The 18,623-nt window shown below is 40.9% G+C and carries 16 protein-coding genes; 5 read left to right on the top strand and 11 right to left on the bottom strand.

The features are described from left to right. Positions 1 to 39: 39 nt before the first annotated feature. From ACM0OP_RS20040 to ACM0OP_RS20025, 4 genes are all read right to left on the bottom strand, one after another. Positions 40 to 615 (bottom strand): arsenic resistance protein, encoded by a 576-nt coding sequence (locus ACM0OP_RS20040; protein ID WP_414530183.1) that lies wholly within the window; start codon positions 613 to 615, stop codon positions 40 to 42. Between the two features lie 169 nt (positions 616 to 784). Further along, positions 785 to 2,461 (bottom strand): bicarbonate transporter BicA, encoded by a 1,677-nt coding sequence (gene bicA, locus ACM0OP_RS20035; protein ID WP_414530182.1) that lies wholly within the window; start codon positions 2,459 to 2,461, stop codon positions 785 to 787. Positions 2,462 to 2,653: 192 nt separating this feature from the next. Then, entirely contained in the window at positions 2,654 to 3,517 is an 864-nt protein-coding gene (locus ACM0OP_RS20030) for a universal stress protein (RefSeq protein WP_414530181.1), read from the bottom strand. Between the two features lie 41 nt (positions 3,518 to 3,558). Beyond that, positions 3,559 to 4,977, bottom strand: coding sequence for a SulP family inorganic anion transporter (locus tag ACM0OP_RS20025; protein WP_414530184.1), 1,419 nt, complete (start codon positions 4,975 to 4,977; stop codon positions 3,559 to 3,561). Between the two features lie 812 nt (positions 4,978 to 5,789). Here ACM0OP_RS20025 and ACM0OP_RS20020 point away from each other — a divergent pair. Together ACM0OP_RS20020 and ACM0OP_RS20015 are read left to right on the top strand one after the other, a co-directional pair. After that, positions 5,790 to 7,139 carry a GTP-binding protein gene (locus ACM0OP_RS20020; RefSeq protein ID WP_414530180.1) on the top strand — a complete coding sequence of 450 codons (1,350 nt, stop codon included), beginning with the start codon at positions 5,790 to 5,792 and terminating at the stop codon, positions 7,137 to 7,139. A gap of 153 nt (positions 7,140 to 7,292) precedes the next feature. Continuing rightward, positions 7,293 to 7,562, top strand: a complete 270-nt coding sequence (locus tag ACM0OP_RS20015) for a Calvin cycle protein CP12 (protein WP_414530179.1) — start codon at positions 7,293 to 7,295, stop codon at positions 7,560 to 7,562. A 232-nt stretch (positions 7,563 to 7,794) separates the two neighbouring features. On the opposite strand, the gene ACM0OP_RS20010 is transcribed toward ACM0OP_RS20015, so the two are convergent. From ACM0OP_RS20010 to apcB, 4 genes are all read right to left on the bottom strand, one after another. Further along, a complete protein-coding gene (locus tag ACM0OP_RS20010; RefSeq protein ID WP_414530178.1) occupies positions 7,795 to 8,607 on the bottom strand; it encodes a TlyA family RNA methyltransferase in 813 nt (270 codons plus the stop codon). Continuing rightward, entirely contained in the window at positions 8,607 to 10,799 is a 2,193-nt protein-coding gene (locus ACM0OP_RS20005; RefSeq protein ID WP_414530177.1) for a Z1 domain-containing protein, read from the bottom strand. Before ACM0OP_RS20005 ends, ACM0OP_RS20010 begins: the two co-directional genes overlap by 1 nt. Before the next feature lie 9 nt (positions 10,800 to 10,808). Further along, positions 10,809 to 11,273, bottom strand: a complete 465-nt coding sequence (locus ACM0OP_RS20000) for a hypothetical protein (protein WP_414530176.1) — start codon at positions 11,271 to 11,273, stop codon at positions 10,809 to 10,811. A gap of 208 nt (positions 11,274 to 11,481) precedes the next feature. Beyond that, positions 11,482 to 11,991 (bottom strand): allophycocyanin subunit beta, encoded by a 510-nt coding sequence (gene apcB / locus ACM0OP_RS19995; RefSeq protein WP_414530175.1) that lies wholly within the window; start codon positions 11,989 to 11,991, stop codon positions 11,482 to 11,484. 368 nt (positions 11,992 to 12,359) lie between these two features. On the opposite strand from apcB, the gene glnA reads away from it, so the two are divergent. Beyond that, entirely contained in the window at positions 12,360 to 13,775 is a 1,416-nt protein-coding gene (gene glnA, locus ACM0OP_RS19990; RefSeq protein WP_414530174.1) for a type I glutamate--ammonia ligase, read from the top strand. Positions 13,776 to 14,017: 242 nt separating this feature from the next. On the opposite strand, the gene gifA is transcribed toward glnA, so the two are convergent. Then, positions 14,018 to 14,218, bottom strand: a complete 201-nt coding sequence (gifA, locus tag ACM0OP_RS19985) for a glutamine synthetase inactivation factor IF7A (protein ID WP_414530173.1) — start codon at positions 14,216 to 14,218, stop codon at positions 14,018 to 14,020. A gap of 298 nt (positions 14,219 to 14,516) precedes the next feature. On the opposite strand from gifA, the gene ACM0OP_RS19980 reads away from it, so the two are divergent. Both ACM0OP_RS19980 and ACM0OP_RS19975 read left to right on the top strand, forming a co-directional pair. Continuing rightward, positions 14,517 to 15,422: a ferritin-like domain-containing protein gene (locus ACM0OP_RS19980; protein ID WP_414530172.1), complete on the top strand. Its 906-nt coding sequence runs from the start codon at positions 14,517 to 14,519 to the stop codon at positions 15,420 to 15,422. A gap of 237 nt (positions 15,423 to 15,659) precedes the next feature. After that, positions 15,660 to 15,932 carry a hypothetical protein gene (locus ACM0OP_RS19975; protein WP_414530171.1) on the top strand — a complete coding sequence of 91 codons (273 nt, stop codon included), beginning with the start codon at positions 15,660 to 15,662 and terminating at the stop codon, positions 15,930 to 15,932. A gap of 83 nt (positions 15,933 to 16,015) precedes the next feature. Here ACM0OP_RS19975 and ACM0OP_RS19970 read toward each other — a convergent pair whose 3' ends face one another. Then, a complete protein-coding gene (locus ACM0OP_RS19970; RefSeq protein ID WP_414530170.1) occupies positions 16,016 to 17,752 on the bottom strand; it encodes a diflavin flavoprotein in 1,737 nt (578 codons plus the stop codon). A 134-nt stretch (positions 17,753 to 17,886) separates the two neighbouring features. Next, positions 17,887 to 18,399 carry a phosphate-starvation-inducible PsiE family protein gene (locus tag ACM0OP_RS19965; RefSeq protein ID WP_414530169.1) on the bottom strand — a complete coding sequence of 171 codons (513 nt, stop codon included), beginning with the start codon at positions 18,397 to 18,399 and terminating at the stop codon, positions 17,887 to 17,889. Positions 18,400 to 18,623 lie beyond the last annotated feature (224 nt).

Below are 18,623 nucleotides of genomic sequence, written 5' to 3'. Positions count from 1 at the left end.
GGCTCTATCCCTTATTCAACAAGCTGTCTAGCTATGTTGTCACCCGTTAAGGTTTACAGGGTGAATTAACCTTTGAGAAATTAAAGCTAAAAGCAAGGGAACAACTAAAACCAACACCACACTTTCTAGCAAAATAACTACATTAATATTAACCAGTGTCCCAGCAAATAATATCAGGTAAATGGGCAATAAAATAACTTGTAAAAGCAGATTTAACGGCAGTAAAGCCGTAGCCAGAGCCACATCTCCTTTGGCGATATTAGTAAAAATAATATACCAATCTGTACAGGGTGTAACCATTAACATAATTAGTCCTACCCGCAAATCAGGACTATCTCTCAAAAAAATTGCTCCCAGTCCCCAGGCAAATACAGGAGTCCAGAGAAAGTTTATCCCTAGACTCAATCCTGTCACCTGATAGTTTTGAAACGCGTTACCTAAGCGATTAACAGGAATATTGAGAAAGACTCCATAAAGCATCACCATTAAAGAAGGGACAATCAAATAAACAGCATTGTCAGAAAACCAGCTAATTTGTCCCAACCCTAACCCCATAAAAATAGCAGCAATAACCAACAAAGATTGGAATTTTTCAGTCCACTTCAAGTTAGACACCTCCATCTATAGGGCTGACAATCACTGGTAGCTCCTGTACTCTCCACTCATAAACATCCTCTAAGTGATTTGATAAAAATGAAAGGTGTCAACACTCAAAAAGTGGACACCCATTAATCAAATATAACAGCAGCTTAATTAAGAAATAGAAGGAAAAGGTTTGCCTCTTTCATTGTGAGGTAGAACCTTGCTTTTCAAGAACCAAACTTAAGCCTTCTTTCAGTGCATTTAAGCGATCGCTCATCCAGTAGTGTCCCGGAATTAAACCAGCAATACCCAACTTTTCTAAGCGATTTCTGACTTTTCCGGTTGCACCGACAATAATCACGTCCCGTCCAGCCTCCAGAACCTCTTGAATGGCACTTTCAATGGCCAAAGAAGAAGTGACACCCAGTACCGGAACTTCAGACAAATCAACAATCAAAACATCGTAGTTAGCGATCGCCCGATGTTCTCTCTCAATAGCTTTAGCAACACCGAAAATCATCGGACCACTGAGATGGAACAGCAAAACTCGCCCGTTCGCTGAATCTAAAAGTTGCTTTTCTTCCGCAGTCAGAACAATTTGATCATCAGCGTCAGTAATTGCTTTCACAGAATTAGATTGCAGTTGATCCAGGCGCTCAATAGTCAAGATATTAGCAATAAATACCCCTACGGCTACCGCAATCATTAAATCTACAAACACCGTTAGCAGTACCACACTATAGACAATTCCCGCCGCCTTCCAAGAGATTTTGTGAACCCGTTTGAGAAAGCCCCAATCAATAATATTAATCCCTACTTTTAAGACAATCCCAGCTAATACAGCCAGAGGAATCCCAGAAGTTAAAGGAGCCGCCCACAAAACCACAATTAACAGAAATAAAGCCCGACTAATACCAGATAATGCCGTGCGTCCACCAGCTTGGATATTAACCACAGTCGCCGTTGTCGCTCCAGAACCAGCAACTCCACCACATAAACCGGTAATCACATTAGCAATACCTTGACCGATTAATTCCTTATTAGATTTATGTTCAGTCCGGGTGAGACTGTCGGACACCAGACAAGTTAACAAACAATCAATGGAACCCACCACTCCCAATACCACGGAGTTAACAAACATTAACTGCAAATTTGCCGGGGTAAAAGTCGGCAACTGGAAGTTAGGCAAACCCGGAGTAATTGTGCCGATAGTGGCAATAGTGCGAATTTCAACCCCACTAAAGAAAAACAGAGAAATTACCGTACCGATGACTAAAGCCACCAGTTGGGGGGGGACAACTTTTTTAAATCTAGCTGGGTATAAAAACAGAATGCCTAAAGTTATCACCCCTAAAGTAGTTTCTGGACCACTGATATTAGCAATCAGATCCGGGAGATTTCGCAGTACCCCCAGAACGCCACCTTTAGGAGTTTCTTGACCCAAGAAGGGTGCAATTTGCAGAAAAATCAGAATTACGCCAATTCCGGTCATAAATCCAGAAATCACGTTATAGGGCAACATGGTAATATACCGCCCCAATCGCAATACCCCAAACAGGATTTGAACTACTCCGGCCATCATCACCACAGTAAATGCCATGGCCAGACCCTGTTCTTCATTCTGAGATTGGAGTCCGGCAATAACTGCGGTGACAATTACCGTCATGGGGCCTGTGGGTTCAGAAATCAGGCTGGGTGTACCACCAAATAAAGCAGCAAAAAATCCCACTAATATTGCGCCCCATAACCCAGAAGCAGCACCCGCACCAGAAGCAATACCAAAAGCTAATGCCATCGGTAAGGCCACCACCGCCGCCGTTAAACCCCCAAGAATATCTCCTTGGACGTTACGAAAATGGATTTCATTGGTTATTTGCATGAAAGGTTTTCCTCTGTTAAATAATTGCAATTAATATGGTTTCCGGCTACTGCGGAATTTTTAAAACTCCCGATACGCCTAAAAACAAGATATTTCCTGTGTAAATCCTCTATTAAATCCTCTATTTAAGGGGGAATCAGGGTAATTGATGGAAACATAAAATTAAGAACAATCACTTTGATTAACAACCTCTTAATGGAACAGCAATACAGGAATATTACTACTCCTTAGAAGTTGAATTGTCGTACTACCAATTACTAAATTACGGATGCGGCTATGTCCATGCGATCCCATAAGTAAAAGGCTAATATTATGCTCAGTAATATATTGATTAATAACCTCTTCTGCTTCACCTTCTATAATGGTAGAAATGAGATTAAAACCTGCTGATTCTAAAATATATTTAGCCTCATTAACTCTATTCTCTGCCCTGGGATATGTTTCCTTTTTAGTTACTTTTAACAGATGTATTTCTAACTTTTGGAAGCAAGAAGAATTTACTAGAAATTGTAGTGTTTTCTTCCCTGCCAAACTGCCGTCATAAGCAACTAAAACTTTCTCAAATGGTTTATATTCACAGGGGGTAACTAAACATGGTTTTTTTGTAATGCGAACAATGCGCTCTACATTTGCTCCTAAATGTCCAGATGCAAAATTTGCCGCTTCTCCCCGTTTACCTAAAACAATTAAATCGGCATCATTTTCAAATTCATGAAAACAATCTACCAGAAATCCGGTTTTATTTGTCAACTTAAAATCTGTGATTCCCTCAGCTTTGAGAGTTTCGCCGGCATTTTGCAAAATTAAGCGCGCCCGTTGATTGTTCAGCTTGGCTTTTTTATGTTCCAACTCCACCAATTCATTCAACAAATTTTCAGAAGCACCCAGCCCAATGCTACCGCTTAAGTTACCAGTAGAAGCTACTTGTTGACTGCGAATATCTGTGACAAACAAAACATTGATATGGGAATGAAATTGACGAGCAAACCAAGCGCCATATTTATAAATGTTGTTCGCAAAAGCTGAACCATCGGTACAAAGTAAAATATTTTTCATGATGGTTTGAGTCCCGGTATTTGGATTAAAAGGTCAATATACTACTCTTGTTTGATAGCATCAGCTTTTTGAGAAGTTGCTAATTTATTCAGCAAAGTCGCACTAGCTTCATTCAGTCCGATGATGTCTACATCTACCCCATTTCGGCGAAATTTCATGATTGCTTTATCCAGAACTTCCACTGCACCTTGATCCCACAGGTGAGCATGAGTTAAGTCAATGGTGACGCGCTCGACGAGTTCGGTAAAATCAAAAGACGCGAGAAATTCATCTCTCGATAAAAAGAAAATTTGTCCGACGACTTTATAGATGCGATGTCCGCCATCTTCACTCAGGACTTTATCCACAAATACCAACTGAGCAATATTCCGGGAGAAGAATACTGTACTCATGACAATACCTGTGATTACACCCAGGGCAAAATTCCGGGTAAAAATCGTGACAAACATTGTTGTCAACATGACGGCGGTTTCTGTGCGGGGGATGCGGGGCATATTTTTTAAGGACGACCAGCGAAATGTCCCAATTGATACCATAATCATGACTGCGACTAATGCGGCCATAGGCATTTGCTTCACCCAATCCTGCAAAAACAGAATGGCAATTAACAGGAAAATTCCTGAAGCTAGGGTTGACAGTCTTCCTCGTCCGCCAGACTGGACATTAATTACCGATTGTCCAATCATCCCACATCCTGCCATCCCCCCAAAAAAGGCGGTAACAATGTTCGCAATACCTTGTCCTTTGGCTTCTCGGTTTTTATCGCTGGGTGTATCTGTGAGTTCATCCACCAAAGCTGCGGTTAATAAAGAAGCTAACAAACCAACTAGCGCTAAGGTGAGGGAATAGGGCAGAATAATTTGCAGGGTTTCCAGTTCCCAAGGTACTTGGGGCAGGGCAAAGAGGGGTAAAGTTGTGGGTAGTTCTCCCATATCCCCGACTGTGGGAACTTCTAGTTTCAGCGCGATCGCAGCTATAGTCATTACAGCTAAAGCTACTAGGGGCGAGGGGACTACTTTGTTGAATCGAGGCAGTATATAAATAATTCCCAAGGAAAGCAAAGTCAGTATATATACTGTGGGCGGAACATTGGTGAGTTGGGGTAACTGAGCCAGAAAAATCAACACCGCTAAAGCGTTAATATAGCCAATCATTACCGCCCTGGGGACAAATCTCATTTGGCGACCGAGTTTTAGTACCCCAAATAAAACTTGAAACACCCCCGTTAAGAAGGTAGCGGCGAATAGATATTGCAATCCATGATCTTTGACCAAATCAATCATTAGCAGCGCCATTGCGCCTGTAGCGGCAGAAATTGATCCTGGTCTACCTCCTAAAAAGGCGGTGATCACTGCGATAATAAATGAGGCGTAAAGCCCAACTTTGGGGTCAACCCCGGCAATGATGGAAAAAGCTATGGCTTCTGGAATTAAGGCTAGTCCGACTACAGCGCCAGCCATAATATCTCGCTGAGTGTTAGAAAACCACTCTCGCCTCAAAATTGTTCCGTTCAAGTTTCCTCCTAGCTTGGTTATTCAGATAAAATTAGCAGTGCTTTGATGCACTCTCAATAGCCCATTTTTCAACAAAAATGAGTAATCAGCATACTGATTTGCAGAGTCGGACAGTATGCGGAACACTTATGAGGTTAATACCTTCAGACAAATGATGAAAAGCTCAATTTGCAGGTCTGATTAATTAGTAAAAATTCCACCTGATTTTCTACTATCTATCTGGAAATATTGCTGATTATTGCAAGATTCAAGGGCTAAATTTAGGGTGGACAATTCCAACTATTTAACACTACCAAAGATATCTTTCGCTGCGACATTACCCAAACCTACTGACTACTTAAAAATTACAAGGGCATTTATCAATTTGTTTTCAGCATATCATGGGGCTGTTACAATTTGCAATAAAAATATAATTAATGTCTCTGGCTAGTGGGTAGAGAATAGATAACACTTCCACCCTTCAGCAAGCTCAATAACTTTGATTAAAAGTAATTAGCCAAACATGATGTTACGATTTTATTGCTAAGAAGATGTGATTTTTGCTAACATCATCAAGTGTAAAATTTTGCTAAAAGTGGTATATCTGCGTGATGTAGAGATGAAGTTTAGCTGGTTAAATTTGTCCCTTTGGTGATGTCAAACCAAAATTCGGTGCAGGCGATCGCAACTTTATGGGTTTAAGAAGCTAGGCAATTGGTTTAACTTTAAAAGCACAAAATATAGTTCACAATAGAGATGTAGGCTGAACCTTTAACTTCGTGCGTAATCTCCAAGAAACTCATTTAAACCGCGCCCGTGCTAGTCTCAGACAAGCACTATCTTGGTATGGATATCTCCGCAAGTCGGGACAGTTTTCTTCAAACCCGCAATTGCTAGGCTTGCTGAAACCAGAATTAGACACGTTGAACTCCACACTCAACAAATTAGACTCTAATGTAATTAGAATTGCAGCTTTTGGTTTGGTGAGTCGGGGAAAATCAGCCGTGTTAAATGCTTTGCTGGGGGAGAAGATTCTGCAAACCGGCCCTTTAAATGGTGTCACCCAATGGCCCCGTTCTGTGCGTTGGCAACCAGGTGCTAAGGTATTAGTAGAGTTAATTGATACTCCTGGTTTAGATGAAATTGCCGGGGAAGCACGGGCAAATATGGCGCGAGAGGTGACGCGTCAAGCTGATTTAATTTTGTTTGTGGTTTCGGGGGATATTACGCGGACTGAGTATCGCGGATTGCTGGAGTTACGCAAGGCACAAAAACCTCTGATTTTAGTATTTAACAAAATTGATTTATATCCCGAAACTGACCGTTCAGCAATTTATGATAATTTGCAACAATTAGGCGCAGGACATCCCCAAGCACCGCCTTTATTACCTGATGAAATTGTCATGGTGGCGGCGGAACCAGCGCCTATGGAAGTGCGGGTGGAATGGCCGGATGGTCGGGTGAGTTATGAATGGGAGACTCCACAGCCCCAGATTGAGGAATTACAGCAGACAATTTTAAATATACTTAATCGGGAAGGGCGATCGCTGTTGGCTTTAAATGCACTTATTCAAGCACGGGATGCAGAAAAAGCCATCGCCCAAAAAACTATAGATTTTCGTGACCAAGAAGCTGAAGATATTATTTGGAAATTCACTAAATATAAGGCTTTGGCAGTAGGATTAAATCCTGTACCTGTTTTAGATGTCATCTGTGGTGCGATCGCTGATTTAGCTTTGATTCGTTCTCTAGCCCGGTTATATGGTTTACCTATGACTAGCTATGAAGCCAGCAAAATTTTAAAGAGAATTTTCTTGAGTTCTGGTGGTTTGTTGTTAGGAGAAATAGGTAGTACAATAGTATTAGGTTTAGGTAAGAGTACGGCGGCGATCGCCAGTGGTGAAAATCCTCTCAATATTACTGCTTACGCTGGCACTGCGATCGCACAATCTGGAATCGCAGCTTATGGTGCATACACCGTAGGTAAAGCAGCCCAAGTATATTTAGAACAAGGTTGTACTTGGGGAGAATTAGGAGCTAATACAGTCATTGCCGAAATTTTATCTCAAGTTGATCACAATACAATTCTGTATCGCTTGCAACAGGAATTAGGGGCAAAATATCAATAATCAATTTCCATCAAATTATCATGACAACCGCTCTAAATTACGAATTTTAGATGCAAAATTGCAGAAATAATGGAAATAAAAATCAAGGCAAACACCACCGCCAGAAATTTTATTTTTTTGTTTTTTTACTGATTCAACAAAGGTGAAAATATCATGACAAAAACCCTAGAAACCGTTAAATCTGCTGTGAACGCCGGCACTAAAACTCTGCAAGAAGCTATCCTAGAATCCATTGCGGAAGCTCGTCAAACCTGCGAAATCGACGGAGACAATTCGGCTAACTGTGCTGTAGCTTGGGATATCGTCGAAGAATTACAAGCAGAAAAAGCACATCAGCAGCAAGCAAAACAACGCAAAACCGCTTTAGAAACCTACTGTGACAGCCATCCAGAAGCCATAGAATGTCTGATTTACGATGTTTAACAGTTAACAGTTATAGCAATTATTTGTGAGGCTGCATATTATTTTGACCCCACTAAACTACAAAAATCCGGTTCCCTCCTCGCTTGCGGTGAACCAGCGCTGTAGGCGGGTTTCCCTCCGTAGGCGACTGGTGTAAAGCCCTGCAGGCATGGCTGCGCTTACCGCGTAGCGTGCCGGAGGCATCACCCGAAGGGGGAGGGTTAGGGAGGGGTTCTTTTCATGTTTCACTGATTTAAGTTAAATCACTCATTGCTGATTGCGTCATTTGCTTAATTGCATTTAAATCAGGTGGTGGTGTATCACCTTCCATTCCTAACCATAAAAGATACTCAATATTACCCGCCGGGCCAGTAATAGGCGACCAAGTTAAACCTTGGTATTTCCATCCTAATTCACAAGCCATTTGCAACACTTGGAAAATAGCATCAGCTTGGTCATCAGGATTGCGGACAACGCCCTTTTTACCTACACGGGATTTTCCCACCTCAAACTGGGGTTTAACCAGCAATACTGCATCCCTGGGAGAGGTGGTTAAACGCCACAAAGCCGGCAAAATCTTGGTTAAGGAAATAAACGATACATCCACCACCGCCAAATCAGGTATTTCCTGACTTTCGCCATACAACTCTTCCGGTGTGAGATGACGTAAATTAGTCCGTTCTCTTAAAATCACCCGTGGGTCATTTCTTAAACCCCAGTCCACTTGTCCATAACCGACATCAATCCCGTAAACTTTTACTGCTCCAGCTTGTAACAAACAGTCAGTAAATCCCCCAGTAGAAATACCACCATCGAGACAAACACGTCCCGCCACCGAAATTGTAAAAAATTGTAAAGCCTTAGCGAGTTTTTCACCACCGCGAGACACAAAGCGCGATCGCTCCTTCACCTTAACATCCGCCGCAATATCAACTTCCGTCCCCGCCTTATCCACCACCTGCTGATTAACAGTCACCTCACCCGCTTGAATTAAGCGCTGTGCTAAGGCGCGAGAAGGACATAAATTTAACTCTACTAAAAGTGTATCCAGTCGCTGCTTCACCATTAATCATTATAATTAAACATTAAAACAAACTTTTGTTTTGGCAACACTAACACAGGAAAATATATAGGGTGGTCATCCCATCCCCTAATTTTTTCGCCTTGTTGATAGGAAATAATTAATGTTGGTACATCGGGATATTCATCTTTAGCTTTTTTTGTCCACGTACCTGATGTACTACCTGATACACCAGTATCTGTCATTGAAAGATCCAATCCTTGACCTTTGTTTTTTTTACTTTTACCTCTACGAACATTTAAACGTCCTTTTGTCATACCTTGAGTTTTCATATCTTTTAAACCCTTAATAATGCGCTTGTCTTCCCATTTTTCAGAACGTCCATAAGGACTTTCTGAGCTTACATAATGACTTTTAGTATAACTCAGTATTTCAATGATAAAGTCTAAATTTACCTCATCATACAAATCATCATCTTTATAATTGATTAAAAGTTTTTCAAGTTTCTGGAAACTATCTTGAATCTCTTCTTTTTTATAAGCTGGATTTTGAGGATAAATTGATGAACCCGGTGTTAATACATTAATTGCTGAAGGATCTAAAACATTAGAGCGGGTTGGTTTTAGATTCCCACCTATCCAAACAGGTTGAAGTTTAATATTATTAATGTCATCTCCAATTGCTTGACGCATTGCTTCATCTGCTTCATGAATTGTCCGAAAGGTATCTAGTATATTTTCTGGTAAGAAGAGACGAGTAACATCTTTTAATTTTGGACGATATCCATACATTCGAGCGTGTTGATGCACAGTATCAAATACTTTTTGTTTTGCATCCCGCCCATAATAAGTGACCATTAAGCCTTTAATTGTCACACCTCTACCTAATCTATTACCCCCAATCAAGATATTCATACCAGGATTATAATTAGGTTCTTTATCGGGATTATTTGCATTAATAATTTTAGGAATTGCGTGTCTTAGTTTAATTTTCAATTCCTCTATTAGTTCATTGACTGGAGGTAATTTATCTGCGGTTTTCTCTAACTCTTTATAGGCTTGTTCTAACCATTTTATTGCTTGGTTATAATCTGTTTGTGAACTCCTTTGCCTAATTGCTTGATCTAAATTAATGACGAAATTACTGATTACTTGTTCTAAATTTGTATGGATATCTTGCTTATAGCAAATATGAGCCAAAAAGGAATATATAGCATCTTCGTCATCTGAAGATAACATTTTGTAAGTTGAACCTAAGAAGAAACAACATAATGCAAACCTTAGCCCTTCAGGAATTATCCATTTATTACCAGGATTAATTGCACCATTTTGTTTTTTGATTTGACCAATTTCCTCAGCATCAACGATTCGATAGTGCTTACTACTTTCAGAAAAAAATAAATCTCCTCCCATATAACTATCTCCCGGTTCTGGTAATGCTGCACAAAACTGAGGTTTACAAGGAGTATCGAGACGTTGTAATAATAAACTTTGGGGAGTTGCGGTTATTTGAATATAAATATGATTAGCAACTTCTTGACGAATATTGCTATGTATTTGCTCAAAAGTTGTACTGTCAGAAATTGCATCTTTTCCTTTTTTAGACTGTTTAGCTTCATTCGTATTTAAACTAGCATTGTCTGCTTCATCATCAAAAATTAATGTAGGGAAATTTTTAATTTTAGCTGTTTTTAAAACTATCAATAATCTCTTCAAATGAGAAACATTTTTTGTGGTAACTAAAACAACACCCGTATCTTTAACGTAGGGTATAACTTTAGTTTTAGCAAAATCTTCAGGGTCTTTTTTCCATGCTTCCCAATCAAAAATAACCGGTCCTCCTTGAACTTGGTTATTAAAACGGTTAGCAGTTTGTTCCCCTAACCATGTATTATCTGAAGTTAAAACAATAAAACAACGAAAATTATTTTCATGCGCTAGTGCTAAAGTTGCAATAGTTGTGTTGGTTTTTCCACTTTGAACTCGACCATAAATAAGTCCGGTTGTACAATTAGGAATAGGATCTGCTCCTTTATATAGTTGACTAACTAAACCCGTGCTATTTTCTCCTACATCCCCATAACCAAAAGTTTCTGAATAAAATTTGACACAATTCTGAACAACTTCAATAGCAGTGTCTTTGAGTCGATAAGCTTCTCTTTCTCCGATTTGTTTCTCTATTTTCCTAATTAAGTGATCAATACAGGAGCCATTTTTAATAATTGGAATATTTGTCATAATTAAACTTTATGCTGATAAAATTACTTCTGGCCAGTTATTTTGGGGAATTGTACGCTCTAAAAGGACTCTTCCCGTACCTTTAACATAATAGCTCCCTCTTAGCTCTCTTTTTACAGAAACACGCTGATTAGCTAAACCCTCACGAGAATCAAGAATTGTCCATAGTTGTTCTTCTGATAGACAACAAATACCATCTCGATGACAAATCAATGCTATAAACAATTGGACATCAGTATATATACTATGAAACTTTGTCAACGCAATTTCTTCCTGTGAACTAAAGCTAAATGGCCAAGATGAATTGGGCTTTTTAGATATTTTGAATAAAATCGCCGATTCCCTATTTGTGCTTTTTATAAGATAAAGTGATGGATGTATAGAAGATAAATAACTGATGGATATATTAGCTGTTCCCTTCAGAAGTCGAAGAAAAGCCGCACCGTGTAAAAATTCTAGATCATTAATACTCATGGAAATTTGTCAAGGACTAAACCACCAGTAATATATTTTACGACAAAAAAATTCAGTATTATTATTCTCCGGGTAAGGAAATAACTCATTTGGAATATTAAAAAAAGTAAACGCACCTTGTCAAAAAAGCCAAAGTGCGATTGTTATATTATCCGTCGTTACGGACTGGGTTTATTCTCCCGCCATTTCTCATCACCAGGGCTAGATACTAAATATCCTTCTCGCTCAACTCACGAGTCATATAATCAAAAGGTTCATCCACAAAGGAAGTATCAGCAATACCTGCGGCTGCTACTTGTGCCTTTACCATATCCTTCAGAATTTGAATACCATAAACCGTAGGTCCAATAGGTACACTTAAAGAATTGTAAGTTTCCCGCAATCCTTGCAATACACGTTCATCCAACACATTCATATTACCCGCAACCAGGGCATAGGTAGCATAGCGGAGGTAATAGTCCATATCCCGCAGACAAGCGGCATAACGACGAGTAGTGTAGGCATTACCGCCGGGACGAATCAACTCTGGTTGTTCTTCAAATAACTTAGAACCAGCCTGCTTGACAAGAGAAGCAGCATTAGAGTTAATGGCCGCTGCTGCTTGTACCCGTGCTGTGCCGCTTTCAAAATAAGATTTGAGGCTGTCAATTGCATTTCGGTCAAAATACCGACCAGCAACATCATAATTCTTAATCAAGCTTGTAACTGCATCCCGCATTCTTATTCTCCTAATCAATGCTATCTATGGTTTGATATTAATTTGGTTGCACTTATGCACCCGTAAAGTTTTGTGCCATTTATTTTATTAAAATGATGGGACACAAAAACAATTGATCCGCTATTTAAGGATTCTATGCCAAAGTTGACCCCTGATGAGACGAACTTTAAGTTTTGTGCAGATGTTCGGTAAAAGGTTAATATAAGCTGTAATCCAGATAAGCTGTAACAAAAAGTACAAAATCTTCTAATGTCCAGGATTTATGATATTTCAGGTGTGTCATCTACAACTTAGTTCAGATCATCTGGGTTAGGATGCTTTGGAAGATTCTGGTATTACTTTAGAAAATTGGTAGAGAAGGAGTAACAATGACAACCCCACAAGAAGTCTTGAAAATGATTCAAGACCAAAAAATTCAGATGATTGATCTGAAATTCATCGATACACCAGGAACTTGGCAGCATCTAACTTTGTATCAAGACCAAATCGATGAAAGTTCCTTCTCTGATGGCGTACCTTTTGACGGTTCCAGCATTCGGGGTTGGAAAAATATTAACGAATCGGACATGATGATGGTACTCGATCCCAACACTGCTTGGATCGACCCCTTCATGAAAGAGCCGACGTTAAGTATAGTTTGTAGTATTAAAGAACCCCGCACAGGTGAATGGTACAACCGTTGTCCCCGTGTAATTGCCCAACGTGCCGTCGATTACCTAGTTTCTACTGGTCTTGGTGATACAGCATTCTTTGGCCCTGAAGCTGAATTTTTTATCTTTGATGATGTCCGCTTTGACCAAAATGCCCATGAAGGCTACTACCATGTAGACTCAGTAGAAGGTGCTTGGAACTCTGGTCGGAAAGAAAGCCCCAACTTGGGTTACAAAACACGCTTCAAAGAAGGTTACTTCCCGGTATCACCAGCAGATAGCTTCCAAGATATCCGGACTGAAATGCTGCTGACAATGAAAGATTGCGGCGTACCTATTGAAAAACAACACCACGAAGTGGCGACTGGTGGTCAGTGCGAACTAGGTTTCCGCTTTGGTAAGTTGATTGAAGCTGCTGATTGGCTGATGACTTACAAGTATGTCATCAAGAATGTGGCTAAGAAATACGGCAAAACTGTGACTTTTATGCCAAAACCAATTTTTGGCGATAACGGTTCTGGTATGCACTGTCACCAGTCCATTTGGAAAAATGGTCAGCCTCTATTTGCAGGTGACAAGTATGCTGGTTTGAGTGAAATGGGGCTTTACTACATTGGTGGTATTCTGAAGCACGCACCCGCACTGTTAGCCATTACTAACCCCACAACGAACTCTTATAAACGCCTAGTACCTGGTTATGAAGCACCAGTGAATTTGGCTTATTCTCAAGGGAACCGTTCTGCTTCTGTGCGGATTCCTTTATCTGGCGATAACCCTAAAGCCAAGCGCTTAGAGTTCCGTTGTCCTGATGCGACTTCTAACCCTTACTTAGCATTTGCAGCTATGCTGTGTGCTGGTATTGATGGCATCAAGAACAAAATCCATCCTGGTGAACCCCTAGATAAAAATATTTATGAACTCTCTCCAGAAGAACTGGCGAAGGTTCCTTCAACTCCGGGTTCTCTGGAATTGGCTTTGGAAGCATTAGAAAATGATCATGCTTTCTTGACAGACTCAGGGGTATTCTCGGAAGACTTCTTACAAAACTGGATTGACTACAAGCTGGCTAATGAAGTTAAGCAGATGCAGTTACGTCCTCATCCTTATGAGTTTTACCTCTATTACGATTGCTAATTGAGTTAATTAATGATTTTTTAGCCACCCGATGAGGGTGGCTTTTTTTTCTTACTCACTATCAAAATTTCGGTAGATGGCAATTTTCAAGCTATACCTGGGGAGTAGGGAGTGGGGTAAAAGCTTTTCGGTGTATAGCTTTTATCATCAACTTATGTCCTAACGTCCTTGGCGGTTGCTATAGTAACCTAGATTTTTCCTCTATCAACTTGGTGTTGACATTTTTGGGAGATGCTCAAAATCTAGCTCATGGAAGCATGACTAGTTTCATAAATCAACCGAATGGTAGGATCAATTTTCCCTTGAATGGGACTCCAGTATTTGGATAATTCTGTGGGAAGACCGAGTTCCTGTGCGGCACGCATCAGCATTGATTGTTGACGGTTTTTGACTTGCTGATATTGACGCATTGTTAACGCACGTGTTCTATCTTGAATAGACATAACTCCAGTCCTCCTTATGTTTTTAGTGATAAATGGTTAGTTAGTTATCTTTTGTTTCTTTAGAATAGCAAAATTTCTGTAACCAAAGTTACAAAATTGGGTTTATGTTACATAAATTTATAATTTAGGGCGATAGCTAGTGATTCTGCGAGGAAAAGCTGCGAAAAAATCTGGTTTTATCTAGTATTGTGGCTGTGATCATCTGATTACTCATGAGACTGGGTAGCAGATGGATTGTTGTCTGAGAAATCCTAGTACCAGTTACTATGAAATAAAGATAGTTAACAAAACTTAACTTATGGCAGTTATTTATCCCCGTAAATTTCAGAATGTTTTGAGCGCGAGGGATGTTCTCAAACAGGTAGTGTGCGATCGCCAAATCCATTTAATTACTCTCAATCGCTACCGTTACAGCGAACAACGCAGCTGTAAAGATTTAACAGAAGTCATTGAAAAACTCAATGGTAAGCCCAGAGAATTGGTGCAGGATTTATCTCGTCACATCGCCGATGAAGCCCGTCATGCCCTCTGGTTAACTGATTTGTTAGTAGAATTGGGGGCGGATATCGGTACTCCCCCTGGTGGTTCCTATATTGACGAATTTGAACGCCTGCTAGACCCAGAAGCCTTTCAGAATGAAAGTGACCCCGAATACGGTATCATTGCTCCCTTGGCGGCGATTAATGTCACCGAAAAACGGGGTTGTGAATATTTCTCGGCTCACATCTACGCCCTCAAACAAGCGCCACAAACCCCAGAAAACATCAAAATTAGGGAAACCATCGCTAAAATTCTCCCAGAAGAAGCGGGACACGTGCGTTGGGGGAATGGCTGGTTAGCAAAAATCGCCCGTAAAAGTCCAGAACATCGACAAAAGGTAGAACAAGCCAAACAAAAGTATGCTGCTATTGAACAAGCGGCTTTTGAATCGGGAATGGATATCACCCTGGGGGCAGAACTGCGGCGGGTGACTCATTTGGTAGAAATAGCAAATACAATGCCATTGTGGGAACGTCCCCAGTATTTAATGGAACGCTTACCACAAAGTCTGTTAGCACCTGATTTACAATTTACCCGGATTCAAGCCGCCCAAAAAGCTTGGCAACGTGATCCCCAGGCTTTTATGGAGAAATTTGTGCCAATGTTCCTCAACGGTATCCAGGGTAGGAAAAACCAGCCAGAGAAATCTAGTGTGTCAAAGTAATTAGCTGGGGACTGGGGACTGGGGATTGGGGATTGGGGATTGGGTATTGGGGATTGGGGATTGGGGATTGGGGATTGGGGACTGGTGAGTGGTGACTGGGTATTGGAAGCTAAAAATCTTTTCCCCTCCCACACTCCCCACACCTCCCCTGCCGCATTTGTGGTTACACTGAACTTCAAGTATCATGCAAGCTGTTTACGCTATGAGTAAAGTTGCTTGCACGCAGAGGATAGAAACATGAGGGTTTGGCTTGCTTGTTTTTTATTGTTATTCGCTTTGGCAGAACTGTTTGACTGGTTAAAAGCCTTTAATCTGCCATTACCAATCTATATTTTAGGTGGGGTGTTTTTAGCTGTGGCTTCTAACTATGACAAGATTGTTGGCTCTTACTTTAGTGATGGCAGTATGGCACAACCATCGACACTACAACAGTTAAATTCCCCTAGCCAATCCCTTGATCCTATTTCTTTCCCTAGCCCTGTTGAAGAAGTGCAGCAATCTGAAACCTAGCAATCAGGTTGGAAATTACCGTACATGATCATGGGCAAACCTGTTGAAGAGCTTCGCTAACCCGTGGGCGAGAAATTTGAGGATTAATAATAGCTACCGGATTTACGGTATTCGAGGGCGGTTAATCCTTCATTTTCAAGGACTTCACCGTTATCTACTGCTGCATAAATTAACCATCTGTCACCACATTTGATTTGATTTTGGACTGTGCATTCTAAATAGGACAATGCTTCGGTGAGAATGAGACAACCGTTAACAGATGTTTTGGTAGAAAGATTGATGAAGGGGTTATCTCCTAAAGTGCTTTGACGGGCAAAATAGCGGCGGACATTTCTGCCTTCTTTAAGAATATTTAGCACAAATTTATCACCGGGGTGACACATTAAGTCTGCATTCTGTTCATCAGCGATCGCAATCATGATTCCTGGAGGGTTAAAGGTGGCTTGAGATACCCAAGAAGTTAAAACGCCTTTGTGGGTGTCTTCATCACGAGTTGTGACTACACACAAAGAACCAATGATCCGCCCTACTGCTTGTTCGGTACGATCTACATGGGTTTCTGTGACAACTTGGCGGGTAGTCCGCAATTTTTTGGTTTTCTTTAAGTTTTGGGCAAAGGTTGCACCGGCTTGTTGACATTGTTGAATAATTTCCGGTGTGGGAGTGAAGCGGACACGAATTGATTCAAACCCTAAACGATAATTGGCATCTTTGAGTTTGTTTTCTAGTAAGTCAATGGCTTCTCCACTCCAGCCGTAAGAACCAAACACGCCTGCTAATTTGGTTTTAGCTGCTGTGGCTAAAATTATTCCTAAAGCAGTTTGAATTTGAGTTGGTGCATGGCCGCCTAAAGTGGGTGAACCAATAATCAACCCGTCACAAGCCTCGACAATGCGGGTAATTTCGGCGGTATCTGCTAGTTCACAGTTAATGGATTCTATATTAACGCCATTTTCAATTAAACCTTGTGCGATCGCATTCGCCAAAACTGCGGTATTTCCATAAGCAGAAGCATAAAGTAATGCCACACTTAATTCTTGAGATTTTTGCCCTTGGCACCATTGAAGGTAATCATAAGTAAATCGGCTCAGGCTGTAACGCACCACTGGCCCATGAGCCGGGGCGTAAGATTTGGCGGGAAAAACGGAAAACTTTTCTAAAGCGACTTCTACTTGTTTGGCTTGGGGTGCATGGAGACAGTCAAAATAGTAACGACGTTCCGCGTCTAAAGTTTTCCAGTCCTCATCAAATAAAGTATCTTCACAAATGTGTGCGCCAAAGAATTTATCTGTATAGAGAATCTTGGTGGCAGAATCATAAGTACACAATCCATCAGCCCAACGGGGAGTCGGTACGCTGACAAATGTCAGATGATGTCCCTGTCCTAAATCTAAAGTATCTTCTGAACGCACAGCTTGAATGCGTGACTCCCACTCAGGAAAAGCAGTTTTGAGTGCATTAGCCGCAGGACGAGAACAAATTAAGGTAACTTGCGGAACTTGAGAGAGCAACACTTGTAAAGTAGCTCTACGGTTGGGGTTGACATGACCGAGAACAATGTAATCTAGGGTGGAGAAATCTAGATGTTGCCCTAGTTCCTGGAGGTAAATTTCCGTAAAAGATTCACCAGGGGGATCAATTAAGGCTTTTTTATCAGCTTGGATGAGATAAGAATTAGCTGTAGTTCCCTTTTGGCGGGAATACTCAACCTCAAATTTTAGTCTGTCCCAAGTCCGCGATCGCAAAATTAATGTATTTTCACCAATTTCAGCGACCTGAACATCTCTTTTACGATTGGTCGTTACAGTATTAGCAGACATAGTAACCTCTCTTGATCTGGGCTGCAAATTACGAATTAAGAATTACGAATTACGTTACCGAAGCTCCTCTGTTCGCGTAGCGTTCCGCAGGAAAAGAGGCACTACGAATTACGAATTACGAATTACGAATTGATTCAATGGCTATTGGTTTCTATTAATTCTGATTTGGCTCGACTCTTATAGCGTTTAGATACTGCTTGTTCTGGATCAATGCCTTCAAAAGTTGGGGGCAGCCAAACGCGCAGAATTAGTAAGACTCCTAGAACTAATAAGAAGGCACAAGTTGCTAAAATTTGAGTCCAATTGGTTTCTAGAACACCTTTAACAATCACTTCTCGTAATGCCGAAACAATCGCAACTTCCACAGCTACCCCAATGGATACTCGATGTTCTTGGAGGTAAATAATTAGCAGTCGGAATAACTCAACTAAGATCAGTAAAAAGAGAATATCGGCAGTGACACCATTAAAATCTAGCGGCGGAAGTAAGGAGAGAAACATATCTCTCACCTGAATTACCATGAAGCTAAATAAACCAATACACAGAGAAATCACAATTACGTCTTGGATAAATTCCAAGGTTCGCACAACACGTCTTCGATTGATTTCATACCAGGGAATTGAGTTATCTTTACCAGGATTGTCCATAGCTGTTTATGAGGAGATTAGGTATTAGGTATTGAGGATTAGGTATTGGGGATTAGGTATTAGGTATTGGGGATTAGGTATTAGGTATTGGGGATTTTCCTTATTCCCAGTCACCAGTCACCAGTTCCCAGTCCCCAGTTCCCAGTCACCAGTCACCAGTCCCCAGTCACCAGTCCCCAGTCCCCAGTCCCCAGTCCCCAGTCCCCAGTCCCCAGTCCCCAGTC

The organism is Nodularia chucula CCY0103 (genome assembly GCF_963923915.1).
In the GTDB taxonomy this organism is placed as follows: Bacteria; Cyanobacteriota; Cyanobacteriia; order Cyanobacteriales; family Nostocaceae; genus Nodularia; species Nodularia chucula.
The sequence above is the reverse complement of the archived record's forward strand: the minus strand, read 5'-3'. Positions and strand labels throughout refer to the sequence as shown.